This window comes from Mediterraneibacter hominis, assembly GCF_014287475.1.
GTDB lineage: Bacteria > Bacillota > Clostridia > Lachnospirales > Lachnospiraceae > Mediterraneibacter > Mediterraneibacter hominis.
Map to the genome: position 1 here is coordinate 1,454,764 of NZ_JACOPF010000001.1, position 14,812 is coordinate 1,469,575.

Sequence of the window (14,812 nt, forward strand, 5' to 3'; positions counted from 1 at the left end):
ATTACTTATTTATTATCATAACATAAAACCGTATGATATTGAACATATTATATTCAAGATAATTCAAATGCTCCTGTATAGAGCTGATAGTATTTTCCTCGTTTTTCAATTAATTCCTCATGGCTTCCTCTCTCGATGATTCTGCCTAGCTCCAATACCATAATCACATCTGAATTCTGAACAGTAGACAATCTGTGGGCAATCACGAATACAGTTCTTCCCTGCATCAGAGAATCCATTCCCCGCTGTACAATCGCCTCCGTACGGGTATCTATAGACGACGTCGCTTCATCCAGTATCATAACCGGCGGATCTGCCACCGCTGCACGCGCGATAGAAATCAACTGCCTCTGTCCCTGGGAGAGTCCGCTTCCGTCACCAGAGAGCACTGTGTCATATCCATCCGGCAGCATCCGGATAAAGCTGTCTGCATTGGCAAGCTTTGCCGCTGCAATACACTCCTCCTCTGTGGCGTCCAGCTTCCCGTATCTGAGATTTTCCATTACAGTCCCTGTAAATAAATTTACATCCTGGAGTACAATTCCAAGAGAACGCCTCAAATCGGATTTTCTGATTTTGTTGATATTAATGCCGTCATACCGGATTTTTCCGTCCGCAATGTCATAAAAACGGTTAATCAGATTCGTAATCGTTGTCTTACCTGCACCAGTAGCGCCTACAAATGCCACCTTCTGTCCCGGCTTCGCATACAAGGTAATGTTGTGCAGTACCACTTTATTTTCTTCGTAGCCAAAGTCTACATCGAACATCTGTACTTCACCTTTTAATTCCGTATAAGTCAGAGTTCCGTCCTCATGCGGATGCTTCCACGCCCATAATCCTGTCCGTTTATCTGCCTCCCTCAAAATACCATCTTTATATTGCGCATTTACCAATGTCACATAACCGTTATCCTGTTCGCTCTCTTCATCAATAAGCTCAAAGATACGTTTCGCCCCTGCCAGCGCCATAATAATTGCACTTAACTGCTGGGAAACCTGCCCGAGAGGCTGGATAAAGCTGCGGGATAACTGTAAAAAGGAAGCAATCATTCCAAGAGAAAGAACTCCAAGCCCTGTCAGACTGACGTTCACCAGTCCTGCAATTCCCATTGCTCCTCCTACTATGGCAACCATCACATACAACACATAGCCTAAATTATTCATCGCCGGCATCAAAATATTTGCATAAGTAAATGCCTTAGACGATTGTTCGCAAAGCGCTTCATTTTTTGCATTAAATTTCTCTTTTGCTTTCTCTTCATAGCAAAAAACTTTTACGACTTTCTGCCCGTTAATCATTTCTTCAATATATCCGTTGACATCCCCGATCGCCTCCTGTTGGCGTACAAAATATTTCCCGCTTTTTCCTGCAATCCCAGAAACAACTTTCATAATTACTACAATCAGGATGATTACAAATAAGGTTAGCCATATACTGATCGAAAGCATTGCAAAAAATACGGCTACAATCGTAATAATAGAAGAAAAAAGCTGCGGAACACTCTGAGAAATCATCTGCCTCAAGGTATCTGTATCATTTGTATAATGGCTCATTACATCCCCATGGGAATGTGTATCAAAATATTTAATCGGTAATGTCTGCATATGGGAGAACATTTCATCTCTGATCTCTTTTAAAATCCCCTGCGATATTACCGCCATTGTCCGGCTGTAAAATAAAGACGCCAGTATCCCAATTAAATAAATTCCCGCCAGTATTATCAATACGTGGAACAAGGCGGAAAATCCTGGTGAAGCGTCCGAAAGAAGCGGCGTGATATAGTCGTCTATAAGCACCTGTAAAAACAAGGACGCCGCCACCATTGCGCCTGCATTTAAGGCAATACAGATCAATACAAATATGAAACGTTTTTTATAGTCCTTCAGATATGACATAAGACGTTTTAATGTCTTTAAATCTAACTGCTGTCCTTTGTTCTTATTCATCCTTGCCGCCTCCTTTCTGCTGTGATTCGTATACTTCGCGATAAATTGCATTGTTTTTAACCAGTTCTTCGTGGGTACCGATACCACTGATTTTCCCATCATCCATCACAATAATTCTGTCCGCATCCTGTACAGAGGATATTCTCTGTGCAATAATGATTTTTGTCGTATGCGGAATTTCTTCGAGAAATGCTTTTCTTATCATGGCATCTGTCTTTGTATCCACAGCACTCGTAGAATCATCTAAAATCAATATTTTCGGTTTTTTTAGAAGAGCCCTTGCTATACACAGTCTTTGCTTCTGTCCTCCCGAAACATTTGTGCCTCCCTGCTCAATATATGTGTCATATCCATCAGGGAAACCTGCTATAAAATCGTCTGCCTGAGACAGCTTGCACGCATGCCTGATTTCTTCCTCTGTAGCATGTTCATTTCCCCATCTCAAATTTTCTTTGATTGTACCAGAAAACAGTTCATTTTTTTGCAGTACCATAGCCACATTGTCCCTTAAAACTTCCAGATCATACTCTCTTACATTTCTTCCGCCGACCTTTATTTTGCCTTCTGTCACATCATACAGGCGAGGAATCAACTGTACCAATGTAGATTTTGAAGTCCCGGTTCCTCCGATAATTCCAATCGTTTCTCCGGATGAAATTTTTAAATGTATATCATCCAGGCATTTTTTATGCGCCTTATTCGAATAACTAAATGCTACATGTTCAAATTCAATTGAACCGTCCGGCACTTCCATTACTGGATTACTGCCATTTTTCAAATCACTTTCTTCTGTCAGCACCTCCGCAATTCTTTCTGCTGATGCTTTGGACATAACAATCATAACAAATACCATAGAAAGCATCATCAAGCTCATTAAAATCTGCATTGTGTACGTAATCAGGCTCATCAGCTCTCCTGTACTTAGACCAGTGTTTGGATTTCCGCCGCTTGATACAATCGCCTTCGCCCCAAACCACGACAGAAGAATCAGACAGACATACATACAGAACTGCATAAGCGGCATATTAAATGCAAGCATTTTCTCTGCCTTGGAAAAATCTTTATATATCTGTGCAGAAATACTTCCGAATTTCTCCCGTTCGTAATCTTCTCTTACAAATGATTTGACGACCCGAATACCTCTCAGATTCTCTTGTACAACATTGTTCAGCTTATCATATGTTTTAAATACCCTTTTAAAAATCGGATGTACACGTGTCATAATTACATACAGTCCAATGCCAAGAATTGGAATACATCCTACAAATATTAAAGAGAGCTGCGCATCTACCTTAAAAGCGCAGAACAAAGAAAATACCAGCATAAATGGAGAACGTATCGCCATTCGGATAATCATCTGATATGCCATCTGCACATTTGTCACATCCGTAGTCAGTCTTGTCACAATACTAGATGTAGAAAATTTATCAATATTTGAAAACGAAAAATTCTGCACATTATAGTACATATCTTTTCTTAGGTTTTTCGCAAATCCTGCTGAAGCGTATGCTGCTGCCTTTCCAGCCCCGACTCCGAAAAAGAGGGATAAAAAAGCTGCCACTAAAAGCGCCAGTCCCATCTTCCATATATATCCCATATCCCCTTTTTCAATTCCATAATCAATCAAATTTGCCATCAGAAGTGGAATAACTACTTCCATTACCACTTCCAGTGCAACCAGAATCGGCGCCTGAATAGATTCTTTTTTATATTCTCGTATACTTCTGGATAAAATTTTTACCATACCTGCTCCTCCTGTTCTACATTTTTCTTCAGCCTTTCCAAGTAAGAATAAAATTGTTTAAGTTCTTCTTTTGAAAATCCCTTAATTATCTGTCTCTCAATCCGTTCATGTCCTTCTTCCATCTCCTCTGCCATCTTTATTGCTTTTTCTGTCAATACCAGCTTCTTCAGTCGTGCATCTGTATGCACATTTTCGCGAATTATCAACCCTTTTTCAACCATCAGGTTTACAACCTTGGACGCTGTAGAACGAGTCACATGAAATTCTGATTCCAAATCTTTTTGATAGATGTCCTTCTCTCTGTTTTCCCACAGATAGCCAATAATCCATCCATTAGATCCAGTCACTTGAACGAGACGTTCCCTATTTATACTGTTGTCAATAAACCTTTTGATTAAATTATCCAGGGCTCTTATCTCCATACCCACATATTTTTTCTTCATTTTTTCTCCCAATACAACAGATTGTATTTTCCATCTATTTTGTTTTATTTCAAACTGTACGAAATCAAACTGTTTGACATACAACATTTTAAAACCACAAATAATAAATGTCAAGAGGGAAAATTATAAAGTTAATTGACGAAAACGATCTGCGCAAGAGGGAGTGTATTGCAACGTTCGTCAGGGCTTCGCCGGAATTCCTCACTTTTGCAACACACTCCCTCCCTCGCTTACACTTTCGCCAGCTTAAGTTTATAATTTCAGACAGAACAGAACCGACTTCACGCTACTTGTTGCTTCGTTAAATTTATATATTACATTCCATACTGAAAAATACATCTTCTTCTATCTCTCTGAAACCGTTTTTCTTATAAAACTCATATGCCGAAGCTGTCCTTTTCGTACGCAAAGTTATTTTCTTATAGTTCTTTCTTCTGCCATATACTCTTAACATTTTTAAAAATAAGGAACCCGCACCTTTTCCCTGGCAGGAGGAGCGAATACAAAAATCATCTATACAGTATTCTGTTCCATTAAACCAATGTTTCAGCCTGCCTAATGATACTCCTACTAATTCATTCCCTTCATACAGTCCCAATGCCAAAGAATTTACGTTCCCTATTACGTCCAAAATATAAAGATGAAATATTTCTTCATCATCCCAATTATCATACCAGGGATCAACTGCAAACGCATCTTTTATTATCTCCATAATTTCTTTTTCATTCTGCATATTCAATTGTCTGATTTCCATTTCATAAATGCCTCCTTATCACATGTATATCATTTAGAAATATTGTACTTCATCTATCTTATTTGGAATGTTTTTATTATAGCATAATACATACAGAACTTCTTTCATTTTCTATGGCTGAAAAACTATGTTAAAAATTAAATTTAGGGGTTTACAAAATAATTCGGTTATGATAAGATATTTTTTGTCGGGCGGAAGTGGCGGAATGGCAGACGCGCTAGATTCAGGTTCTAGTGGGAGTTAATCCTGTGAGAGTTCAAGTCTCTTCTTCCGCATTGCAGACATAAACAAGAAACCACAGTAAATCTAAGGTTTCTTGTTTTTTTATGCTTAATTATCCGACTTGAATTTGATTACCTGTGATTACCTGCTTTTTATCTATACTAACAAAAGGCAAAATATTCACAGTGGTATTATTATCCAGTGCATTTTCTAATTGATTTAGAACTTGTTCAGAGGTTCTTCTGTCATAGCAGTAATTATTGTATGTTGTTCTTTCATCTTCGTGACCAACAAATTTACGAATGGTATTAATATTCATCCCTCCGTCAATCATGGATGAAATTGCAGTTTTGCGTATCTTATGAGGGCTTCTATAAGGAATATTCACATGATTACAATATTTCTCTAATCTCCAAGATACTCCAGATTCTTTGATACGTTCACCATTATTAAGAAAAAGATAACCACCTGAGTTACCATGCTCCTTATTTATTTTCATTACAAGGGTAATAATATCAATAGCTTTTTTTATGAGGGGTATATCTCTATCGCCTGCATCTGTTTTCGTATGCTCTGCAACACCACGGGAAACTCTGGTATATTTACCCGGCTCAATTTCTTCAAACTCACCAGATTCCATTCGCTGAACGGATAAAACACCATTGCAAAAGTCACTTTCTTTGAGTGCAACAATTTCTCCCGGGCGTACAGCAAGATAAAACATGAGTACCACCGCTAATGGTATTGTATTTTCGGGATTCCTATTATAATCTTTCCAAGCCTCTTTAATAATAAGCGGCTGTTCATGAGCTAAATACACTTGTGTATAGTCGGGTTTCTTCTGTACCTTTCGGAACATTTTAGAATTTACTTTTACTTTAGCAAAAATATTCTCTTGAAGATAACCATTCTCTTCAGCATAACTCATACAATTTCTGATAATGAAAGACATTGTATAATATTGCTTTTTAGTCATATGATACCGTTGAATGGCATTATGAACCCATTCATCTAACATGAGCTTTGTAAGATTTTTAAGTGGCTGTTTGATAATAGGATCAGATATATAGTATCGTATCCATTCCGTACTATATCGCTTAACCGAGGCTGTTTTAGTGGTATGTGCCTTATAATAATTCAACCATTCAGAGTATAACGATTCAAGTGTCATGTCCTCTTTTTTTCTAGTCTTGCGATAATATTCTACAATTACTGTATTCAGTTCTTTTTCAGTTTTCCGTTTGATTAACCTCCTGTTATTCTTTTTGGTGGTATCAGGAAGGTATGTATACCAGAATCTATTGTTACCTTGCCAAATTTTATATTCGTGCGATTTTAATATTTCCTGATAATTCTTCATCTCTAATTTTGTCCGCACATCATCATAGTTAATAATACCATTGCTAATGGCTGCGTTCAATATTTCTATATCGAAATTTTTATCTTCTAATTGTCTATCTATAATTCTACATCTCCTATTGTTATTCTAAAGAGATTTAAATACTTATTTAGTGTAAAACCTCTTGAAAACACCGTAATTTCAGTATGTCAATATTTGATGAGTTCGCCACATTTTGGCGATTTTCTAAATGAATTTTCGGAGATATTCATATTTTTATATATTTTATATACTGTAGTTAGTATTTCTTGAACTTTCTGGGCATCATGTTGCAAGTATACATCTTCACTGTTCATTTTTTTGAGAATTGAAGTTTTTGTGCGGGCATAATGACCACTTTTATCCAGTAGTTTAATTTGTTCAAATAAATCCTCAATTTCCAAAATGACAGGAATACGATTTTGTAATTCTATATTCCGGCATTCTGTTAATAAATTACGTTGCCAGTTTTTAGGACTATTTTTTTTATGCTTTATTATCATTTGATGAAGAAACTGACTATTATGTTGTCTCCATATTTGATATTTGTGTACAAACAACTTATAAAATTGATAATTGTAAAAATTAGTAATCATGGAATCCGTAAACAAATTTACCTTATTCGTTCCAAATACTTCCTTTATTTTTGCAGCCGTTTTTAATACAAACTCGATCCGCATGACATGTTGATCTATAGAACAAATTCCGGCATCATGAAGTTGTCTCTTTTTATCATAGATTTTAATTTGCATTCGCTGATTTCCACGATAGAAAGTCTCGGATTCAAAACGTACATTAGTTTTGTCTTTCTTTTTGTATTCAGAAATTTTACCGTATGTATCAGGTAGATTATACATCATGAGATTTAGGGCTCTATGGTATTTGTGGAAATAATGTTTGATTTCAAATGTACAGTTAATTTCTAATGTGCTTAATCGCAACTCGCTGATATCAACAATAATGCCATATTCGTCTGATAGATATTGTTGGATTTGAATGAGTCGTTCTTTATATTGAACCATAGTTGAGTTACACAAATTACCATAGTTTCTATCTTGTATAGTAATATCCATACGAGTATATAGAATATAAGAGGTGTTTCGTTTTTGTGTTCCAATGAAGAAAGTACCAAAATATTTATTATCTGTAATTTTGAGTTTTGCGAAACTGCTGCCATTTTCTAATTGATGTTCAATATCTCCATGTTCCTCTAAAGTAACGCTTTGGTGTTTTCTGAGTTTTTTGAAATCAAGAGATTTAATGTGGAATCCCTTAACCTCTGTGCGATCAATTCCGATTCTTTCAAATAGTTTTTTGTCCATTAAATATCCTCCGTTAAATATAAAATTATCTATGTGAAAATCAGAATCGAGCAATCTATAAAATTAACACCCCCTCAAAAAAGTGATCGCTAAATTCTGATTGAATTTTTGCTTCACTTTTTTATTCTCTGTTTGAAGATGAAATTTTTAGTTTTTTATTAAAGCCCAAACGAACAAAAGCACAATATATAGAATCACCATTCTATATATTGTGCCCAAAAAGAAAACTATGTAATACCTATTTGAGAATTTGCTACACTTGACAAATTAACCAAATTATGCTATGAGATTAACAATAATACGCAACCTCACCCACATTATTTGATATACTACATTCAATTATTTTATTAAATTCTTCATCTGCTACGTTTATATCGATATCGCCAGATTCAATATCTGCTAAGAATTGCTCTATCCATTCTCCAAAATAACATCCTTTATCCTCATATGCGGCATTTAATTCCGATTCAATAGTATCCCGATAGTAATCTGTAATCATATCGAATTTCTTTCTGCCTACTACTTTTTCTAATTTATCTAATAAAGTTTCATCACAATAACCAGCAAAATATTCTGCTATCCGTTTGTCATTTATTATATATTTCTCGTGTTCAAAAAAGTCATTTACTAATTCTTTAATGAAACTGTTCGTTGTTTTACCTGTTTTCTTAAGATATTCTTTTAATCTATGATAATCATTCATATCAGATTTGGTATATTTCACAGAAATCATTTTGATTTTCTTATCGTATCTTTTTTGGTATTCTTTTTGTTTTTCAGTTAACATTTTTCCTTTCTCCATTTCTTGTAAATTTATGCAATACCTATTATACATAATTTCTTAAGTTATAACACGCTTTTATATGTTAAAAATCCTAACAAACGAAAAATACTTTCCTTCTTTTTCTACATCAAGAAAAATCCCTAAATTATTCTCTGTCTCCAACTTATCTCAATAGATGAAAATTCCTCTCCTTCCTTTTCTACATCAAGAAAAATCTCTAAATCATTCTCATTTTCCCATATATAACGCTCACATATAAAATTATAATTCTCATAACTAAATTCATCACTACTGTTATCTAATTCTAGTTTTTGATCATAGTTTCCATAAGTCTTTTTCAGTATATCTTGAATATACTCAACATCTTTTAATGCGATAGTATCATAATGTAAATTCCAATACATCGAAAAAAGTTCATTTGGCTCTATATCATATGCTATCACTTCTTCACTAAAAATATAATCAATTGAACTATCCACCATTGGGAATTCATTCTCATCCGCATATAGTTCCTTTTTTGCTATCCAATAGCCATCCATTATCTCTTCTTTCTTAAAATCGTTTGGTAAAGTATCTTGTTGTTTTCCTATAAAATCAGTATACTCTTTGAAGATATTATCTTGTTTAAACAAACAACTAATGTACACTAATAAAACTATTATTCCTAAGCATATCAATGTAATTTTAATACTTTGCTTCTTCTTTTTATTCTTCTTTGTTTCACCCTTCATTTGTTCTTCTGTTAGAACTGGACAACCACATTTACTACATATACTTTCTTCATTTGATAATTCTCCCCCGCATTCCAAGCAGAGCTTTTTTGCTGGTTCTGTTCCTTTTAATTTAGTTTTACACTGCGGACATTCAATAGCCTTATCACTTATTTCCCTTCCACATTCCGGACATTTAATCAATGTCATAACTTCTTCCTCCCCGTTTGTTTTATTGTATATCATTACGTATAAATTATAGTCTTTTTACAGACCATAGTCAATTATAAGACCACACAATATGATATATCATATAAGGAGTGGTTTATATGATTGAATATAGTCCATTTTGGAAAACATTAAAGTTGTCTCAAGAAACAACATATACACTTATAAATAAACATCATATTTCCAGTTCAATCATTGATAAATTGAGAAACAACAAACCCTTAAATACAACAACTATTAATGATCTTTGCCGCATTTTAAATTGTGATATCTGTGAAATAGCCCGGTATATTCCTTCAGATACAGACCAACCGTTATAAATATGTGGAGATAATCATTAGAAAAAAATAGAGTGAGTTCGGTAAAATGAGCTGTTTATAAGGATTTCATAAATGTTATGTATAGATTTCACAAAAAGAGACGCAGAGAAAAGCTTGATTTTGCGGACTTTTTGAAATGAAACGAAAAGCAAAATGGTTCGGAATAATATTCTACGTTCAGTTATGTATGTAGATAATATATTACTAGTAATCATCTGCTGCCAAATTCATATTATAATGAGGTAAACAAAAATAAGAAATCGATTTGACTTTCTGCTCATAAATTAGTGATATAAGTAAAATGGTGTTTTAAAACGATAATGTATTTATCCAAAGTTGAAATACACATAGTTCGGAAGTACGTTCGGACAGCAGAAAATAAGGAAAGATGTGGATAACAAACACACCTTGATATATGTATATTTATAGTTTCATATTAAAATGTAAATGCTCCGGGGTACATTTTGATTACCTTTTTGATTACCTAAGGACGGATGATGTGCGGAACGCCCCTTTCTTACGGTATTTTTGATGTCCTGTGAGAGTTCAAGTCTCTTCTTCCGCATTTCATCAATAAAGTGATATGCTTTTTATAGTAGTAAAGATATTAAAAATCCTAATTCTTTTTTAAAGAATTAGGATTTTTTGTACAAATAGCAATATAAAAATTCCTTAACTCGTCATTAGACTTCGCTGCCCCGCTGTTTTCTCTTTTGTATCTGCGATTATCATTCCCTCTTGCGCATTCGTCATGCTTTTTTTCTATGTGATTTAACTCTTATAATTCCGGTTCCTGCAATACATAACAGTCCGCCATAGAGCAATATACTCCACATACTATTCTCATCCCCTGTATGCGGGGATTTTTTTGTTTCCTTGTCCTTTATAGAATCAGCGGTCTGCACCGGAGTCTCTTTCTGTGCGTCCCTGCCACCGTCATTGCCACTCTCCTGTGGATTTGTTTCATCCGGAGCGCCTTCTACCGCAAAAGTGGTCTTCTTTTCTATCTTCTGCGCAGTTGTCCAGCCTCCGTCAGACTCCTCATAAATCTGGTAGTCAAATTCTACGGTGAGCACATATTTCCCTGGTTCAAGTCCTTCTGTTGTCTCCTCTATCGTAAAAGGGCCGTCCTCCTGCCAGAACCCGCTCCTTATCCCAGCCGTATCCTTTGTAATCTCCCATCTGGCCGGAAGGTAACGGACAGCACCTTCGCTCGGTGCGTCATTGTCCAAGCCCGAACCTTCTGCCTCCACACGAATCACACTGTCTTTTGCATAGCTCTGCCCCTGTTCTATACCCTTTATCCCGTATCCTGCGCCCTCGAGGATAACCGGAGAGTCAGTTTTTAAAATTACCGGATTCGTCAGGAATATCCGCCCTTCTATCACTGCTTCCTGTACAGACTCTTCTCCTAACCTCTCTGCTCCCGGCACCCCTTCTTCTTTCGCCATATCCGTAAGGCAGCTCAGCACTTCCGGAAGATACTGCGCTGACAGGCCACTTGCCAGCGGAGCATATTGCGGCGGCAGTCTATCTGCATTTGCTCTGCCAAAAATGGTGTTTTTGTTCAACTGCTCCACACGTATCCCAAATGAGAGCGCTTCATCAAAGAAAACGGGGTCCTCCGCCAGTTCTATCTTCACACAGCCAATTCCGTATTCTTCAAGCCTCTCGTCCACTATGTAGAAAATACTTTCCACCTGCTCTTTTCCGCTTATTATCTCAAACGAAACCTCGCGGGAAGATGGCACTCCGTCCGACTGCTCTACCATTTCCTGAACAAATATGTCATACAGATTCATCGTTTTCCAAACCCTTCCGTAATCTGTACCGCTTTTTACATCCCAGTCCGGCAGTGGTATATAGACAGTCCCTCCCGGACGGTACGCATTCATGTCCTCCACCAGTTCCCCTGTTTCTTCATTCAGACGGTACAGCATAATGGTTTCCGGTACGGCCAGCTCTGTGTCCGCGTCTTTTAACGTAATTTCCGTATCCCATATGCCTTCTATTTCGTCAGAAGGCGCTATCTGCACACCCGAGCCGTCAGAAAATTTCAAATCCAATTCCAAATTCTCGTCATCTACACCTAAATTTTCTGTATTCTTAGTTTCGCCCCCCCCCCAGTAATCTGAAACTGTTCTGTAGACAGGCCAACCTGTTTGCCTGCCCCTTCTTCCGTATACGGCGCTGCGAAAGCCGATACAGTCTGCGCGCCCATTATGCCAACCGTCAGAGCAGAGGCGAAGAGTACCTCTTTCCTAATCCTCCAATTCCTTACAATATTCTTCCAGATTTTTCAGCACCTTCCTGTTGAGTCTTTCTACTGCCTGTTTTGTCATACCGGAGGATTTCTTCTGGCAGTTTACATTGTCATATCTTAAGAGTTCTTCCTCTCCTACGCCCATGAGGGTATCACAGAAGTACCAGGTATTTTTCTTTTCCAGCCATTTTTTCATCGCCTCTGGTTCATAGCATGGACTCAGAGCCGTATTAAACAGGATTTTATTCTCTCCCATCTGTTCGAACTCTTTTTCATAGAGAAGTGTAACATTCTTACTTAGGCAGCTGCAGATTACATTGCATCCTGCAAGCAGTTCCTCCAAATTGCAGTATGTATATCCATTTTTCGTCTCTATTTCTTCTTTTCTCGACCGGCTATAATAGTAAATATCTGCTCCCAAAAAGGAAAGCACGCGTGCTACTGCCTGTGCACTTGCTCCCATTCCCAATATTCCTACTTTCACTCCGGATACTTCCGAGCACTCTCCCAGTAAGGGAGCATGTCCGTCCATTCCGTGAAGTCTGCCGATTAGCTTTGCCGCCACATATTCTGCCACCCCTTCATCACCGTAGTCACGGATCCCCGTCACCTTTATTCCATGTGCTCTTGCATATATAATGTCTACATTAGAACTCGTTTCTGAATATAAGCTGCAGCACATTCCAATGTATTTGACATTCGGACACGCAGATAAAATTTTTGCCCCTATGGTACGATTATAGCTTACAAACACAGCGTCCGCATCTGCGATTCGCCGGATAATCTCTGCGTCATCCTCCGGTTCCGTATCATAAAATACAACGTCCTCACAATATGCCTTAACTGCTTCTTTCCCTTCTTCTAAAAAAGATACTGGTTGAATTGCCACTAATTTTTTCACCTTTTTTCTTTTCATCTCTTTTTCTCCTTTTCATCCTCTTTTTTCTTCACTACAACATCTGACTTTAAAATATCTGCAAGAAGTCCTCTTGCCTCTTTCTTAATCTTAGCCAACGGTGTTTTTGTTTTATGACACTCATTGATAAAGCCAAGAATTCCAAAACAGACGAAGCCTGCTATTTTCCGCGGAGAATACTTTAATTCCAGATTTGCTTTCTGAATTCTGCTTGTATGGAGTTCTACCGTATCCAGGACAATATTATAAAATGCAAATGCAAGATACGGGTTTCTATCCGGATTGGTGTGTTGGAAGAACTCAAACCTGTCGTAATAAATAGAGAGAATACTGTCCAATACATTAATATATCCTATCACCAAATCCCGATTGGGGTTATTCTCCTTCTGCCTGCGCCGGTAATCTATAGTACCGATCTCTGTCATATCTGCGAAAATCTCATCTACCAGTGCATACTTATCACTGTAATGGGAATAAAATGTAATACGGCTTATATCTGCCCTTTTACATAATTCTGTAATAGAAATCTGTTCAAATGGAACCTCCATGAGAAGCTCTACAAGAGTATCTTTCAGATTTCTCTTTGTCTTTCTGATACGTTTGTCTTCCATTTCCTTACATATTCTCCAATCTGTATAATTAGCTTACATTTTCAAATTATTGTTTCTTGTTATTAAATATACATTTTGCTATAATTTTAACACCTGTTAAAATAACATTCAACCTGTAAGGTTACAGAAAATTTTAATTAAAGGAAGATTGAACATGCCAAAAATTGCCATTATGACAGACAGCAACAGTGGGATTATGCCACAGGAAGGAAATGCACAGGGAATTCATGTCATTTCTATGCCCATTCTGATAGACGGGCGTACTTATTATGAGGGATATGATATTACTCCCGCAGAATTTTATGAAAAACTTTCACAAGGCGCTTCCGCAACAACCTCACAGCCTTCGCCTGGAGAAGTCACCCAGATGTGGGATTCCTTATTAAAATCATATGAAGAGATCGTATTTATCCCTATGTCCAGCGGACTTTCAAATTCCTGCCAGACTGCCTCTGTACTCTCACAAGAGGAGCCTTATAATGGAAAAGTACATGTCGTCGATAATCATAGAATTTCCATTACTCAGGAACAGTCTGTATACGATGCAAGGTTTCTTGCCGAATCTGGCGCCGGCGGAAAAGAAATCAAACAGCTTCTGGAAGCAGAAAGCTTAGACGCAAGTATTTATATCGCTGTTGATACACTAGAATACTTAAAAAAGGGAGGACGTATTACAGCAGCGGCAGCAGCTATAGGAACTGTGCTGAACTTAAAGCCTGTGCTCACCATACAGGGAGACAAGCTGGACGCCTGCTCTAAAACAAGGGGAATGAAAGCCGCATTTAAGGCAATGTGTAAAGAAGTGCAGAAGGATTTAGATACCCGTTTTGCCGAGCTGCATAAGAAGGGACTTATACAGACTGGAATTGCAACTACGCTGATAGATGAAGACAGGCTCTCTTATTTTAAATCTGAAATGAAACAGCATTTTCCAGACATGGAATTAAAATCTGCCCCTCTGACAATGAGCATCGGGTGCCATACCGGCCCGGGAGCTGTAGGAATCGGTATTTTCCGCGTACATCTCTGATAAAAATAACTATCGATTCCACACTTTCTTCTATTTTCTATATCGTAGGTCAGTCCGAAGGACTTTCCTATGATATAAAAAGAGTATCTTAGATTGGGACTATCTGGATAGATAATCCCTATCAGAGATACTCTTTTT

Annotated in this window: 13 protein-coding genes and 1 tRNA gene; 3 read left to right on the plus strand and 11 right to left on the minus strand. The window is 37.2% G+C overall.

Going from position 1 to position 14,812, the window contains the following annotated elements:
* Window positions 1-53: 53 nt before the first annotated feature.
* The 4 genes from H8S37_RS07045 to H8S37_RS07060 all read right to left on the minus strand — a co-directional run bounded on the left by H8S37_RS07045 (window position 54) and on the right by H8S37_RS07060 (window position 4,890).
* On the minus strand, window positions 54-1,949 hold the full coding sequence (locus H8S37_RS07045; protein WP_243207078.1) for an ABC transporter ATP-binding protein: 1,896 nt from the start codon (window positions 1,947-1,949) through the stop codon (window positions 54-56).
* Window positions 1,942-3,693 carry an ABC transporter ATP-binding protein gene (locus H8S37_RS07050; RefSeq protein WP_186875287.1) on the minus strand — a complete coding sequence of 584 codons (1,752 nt, stop codon included), beginning with the start codon at window positions 3,691-3,693 and terminating at the stop codon, window positions 1,942-1,944. Before H8S37_RS07050 ends, H8S37_RS07045 begins: the two co-directional genes overlap by 8 nt.
* A complete protein-coding gene (locus H8S37_RS07055; RefSeq protein WP_186875288.1) occupies window positions 3,687-4,136 on the minus strand; it encodes a MarR family winged helix-turn-helix transcriptional regulator in 450 nt (149 codons plus the stop codon). Before H8S37_RS07055 ends, H8S37_RS07050 begins: the two co-directional genes overlap by 7 nt.
* A 307-nt stretch (window positions 4,137-4,443) precedes the next feature.
* Window positions 4,444-4,890, minus strand: coding sequence for a GNAT family N-acetyltransferase (locus tag H8S37_RS07060; RefSeq protein WP_186875289.1), 447 nt, complete (start codon window positions 4,888-4,890; stop codon window positions 4,444-4,446).
* A 191-nt stretch (window positions 4,891-5,081) separates the two neighbouring features.
* Here H8S37_RS07060 and H8S37_RS07065 point away from each other — a divergent pair.
* Window positions 5,082-5,165 (plus strand) — tRNA-Leu (locus H8S37_RS07065).
* 59 nt (window positions 5,166-5,224) lie between these two features.
* Here H8S37_RS07065 and H8S37_RS07070 read toward each other — a convergent pair.
* From H8S37_RS07070 to H8S37_RS07085, 4 genes are all read right to left on the minus strand, one after another.
* Window positions 5,225-6,472 (minus strand): tyrosine-type recombinase/integrase, encoded by a 1,248-nt coding sequence (locus tag H8S37_RS07070; protein WP_186875290.1) that lies wholly within the window; start codon window positions 6,470-6,472, stop codon window positions 5,225-5,227.
* A gap of 188 nt (window positions 6,473-6,660) precedes the next feature.
* Window positions 6,661-7,812: a hypothetical protein gene (locus H8S37_RS07075; protein WP_186875291.1), complete on the minus strand. Its 1,152-nt coding sequence runs from the start codon at window positions 7,810-7,812 to the stop codon at window positions 6,661-6,663.
* A 289-nt stretch (window positions 7,813-8,101) separates the two neighbouring features.
* Complete coding sequence (locus H8S37_RS07080) at window positions 8,102-8,599, minus strand: hypothetical protein (protein WP_186875292.1); 498 nt, start codon at window positions 8,597-8,599, stop codon at window positions 8,102-8,104.
* A gap of 137 nt (window positions 8,600-8,736) precedes the next feature.
* Window positions 8,737-9,516, minus strand: a complete 780-nt coding sequence (locus H8S37_RS07085) for a zinc ribbon domain-containing protein (protein WP_186875293.1) — start codon at window positions 9,514-9,516, stop codon at window positions 8,737-8,739.
* A 119-nt stretch (window positions 9,517-9,635) separates the two neighbouring features.
* On the opposite strand from H8S37_RS07085, the gene H8S37_RS07090 reads away from it, so the two are divergent.
* Window positions 9,636-9,854, plus strand: a complete 219-nt coding sequence (locus H8S37_RS07090) for a helix-turn-helix domain-containing protein (RefSeq protein ID WP_186875294.1) — start codon at window positions 9,636-9,638, stop codon at window positions 9,852-9,854.
* 749 nt (window positions 9,855-10,603) lie between these two features.
* Here the strand turns inward: H8S37_RS07090 and H8S37_RS07095 are convergent.
* The 3 genes from H8S37_RS07095 to H8S37_RS07105 all read right to left on the minus strand — a co-directional run bounded on the left by H8S37_RS07095 (window position 10,604) and on the right by H8S37_RS07105 (window position 13,644).
* Window positions 10,604-11,920 (minus strand): hypothetical protein, encoded by a 1,317-nt coding sequence (locus tag H8S37_RS07095; RefSeq protein ID WP_186875295.1) that lies wholly within the window; start codon window positions 11,918-11,920, stop codon window positions 10,604-10,606.
* Between the two features lie 195 nt (window positions 11,921-12,115).
* On the minus strand, window positions 12,116-13,033 hold the full coding sequence (locus tag H8S37_RS07100; RefSeq protein WP_186875296.1) for an NAD(P)-dependent oxidoreductase: 918 nt from the start codon (window positions 13,031-13,033) through the stop codon (window positions 12,116-12,118).
* Complete coding sequence (locus H8S37_RS07105; RefSeq protein WP_186875297.1) at window positions 13,030-13,644, minus strand: TetR/AcrR family transcriptional regulator; 615 nt, start codon at window positions 13,642-13,644, stop codon at window positions 13,030-13,032. Before H8S37_RS07105 ends, H8S37_RS07100 begins: the two co-directional genes overlap by 4 nt.
* 154 nt (window positions 13,645-13,798) lie before the next feature.
* On the opposite strand from H8S37_RS07105, the gene H8S37_RS07110 reads away from it, so the two are divergent.
* Window positions 13,799-14,674: a DegV family protein gene (locus H8S37_RS07110; RefSeq protein WP_186875298.1), complete on the plus strand. Its 876-nt coding sequence runs from the start codon at window positions 13,799-13,801 to the stop codon at window positions 14,672-14,674.
* Window positions 14,675-14,812: the final 138 nt, after the last annotated feature.

Coding starts and splice junctions, on each gene's coding strand:
- H8S37_RS07045 (WP_243207078.1), bottom strand. CDS start 1,949: ATGAATAAGAACAAAGGACAGCAGTTAGATTTAAAGACATTAAAACGT.
- H8S37_RS07050 (WP_186875287.1), bottom strand. CDS start 3,693: ATGGTAAAAATTTTATCCAGAAGTATACGAGAATATAAAAAAGAATCT.
- H8S37_RS07055 (WP_186875288.1), bottom strand. CDS start 4,136: ATGAAGAAAAAATATGTGGGTATGGAGATAAGAGCCCTGGATAATTTA.
- H8S37_RS07060 (WP_186875289.1), bottom strand. CDS start 4,890: ATGGAAATCAGACAATTGAATATGCAGAATGAAAAAGAAATTATGGAG.
- H8S37_RS07070 (WP_186875290.1), bottom strand. CDS start 6,472: ATGAAGAATTATCAGGAAATATTAAAATCGCACGAATATAAAATTTGG.
- H8S37_RS07075 (WP_186875291.1), bottom strand. CDS start 7,812: ATGGACAAAAAACTATTTGAAAGAATCGGAATTGATCGCACAGAGGTT.
- H8S37_RS07080 (WP_186875292.1), bottom strand. CDS start 8,599: ATGTTAACTGAAAAACAAAAAGAATACCAAAAAAGATACGATAAGAAA.
- H8S37_RS07085 (WP_186875293.1), bottom strand. CDS start 9,516: ATGACATTGATTAAATGTCCGGAATGTGGAAGGGAAATAAGTGATAAG.
- H8S37_RS07090 (WP_186875294.1), top strand. CDS start 9,636: ATGATTGAATATAGTCCATTTTGGAAAACATTAAAGTTGTCTCAAGAA.
- H8S37_RS07100 (WP_186875296.1), bottom strand. CDS start 13,033: ATGAAAAGAAAAAAGGTGAAAAAATTAGTGGCAATTCAACCAGTATCT.
- H8S37_RS07105 (WP_186875297.1), bottom strand. CDS start 13,644: ATGGAAGACAAACGTATCAGAAAGACAAAGAGAAATCTGAAAGATACT.
- H8S37_RS07110 (WP_186875298.1), top strand. CDS start 13,799: ATGCCAAAAATTGCCATTATGACAGACAGCAACAGTGGGATTATGCCA.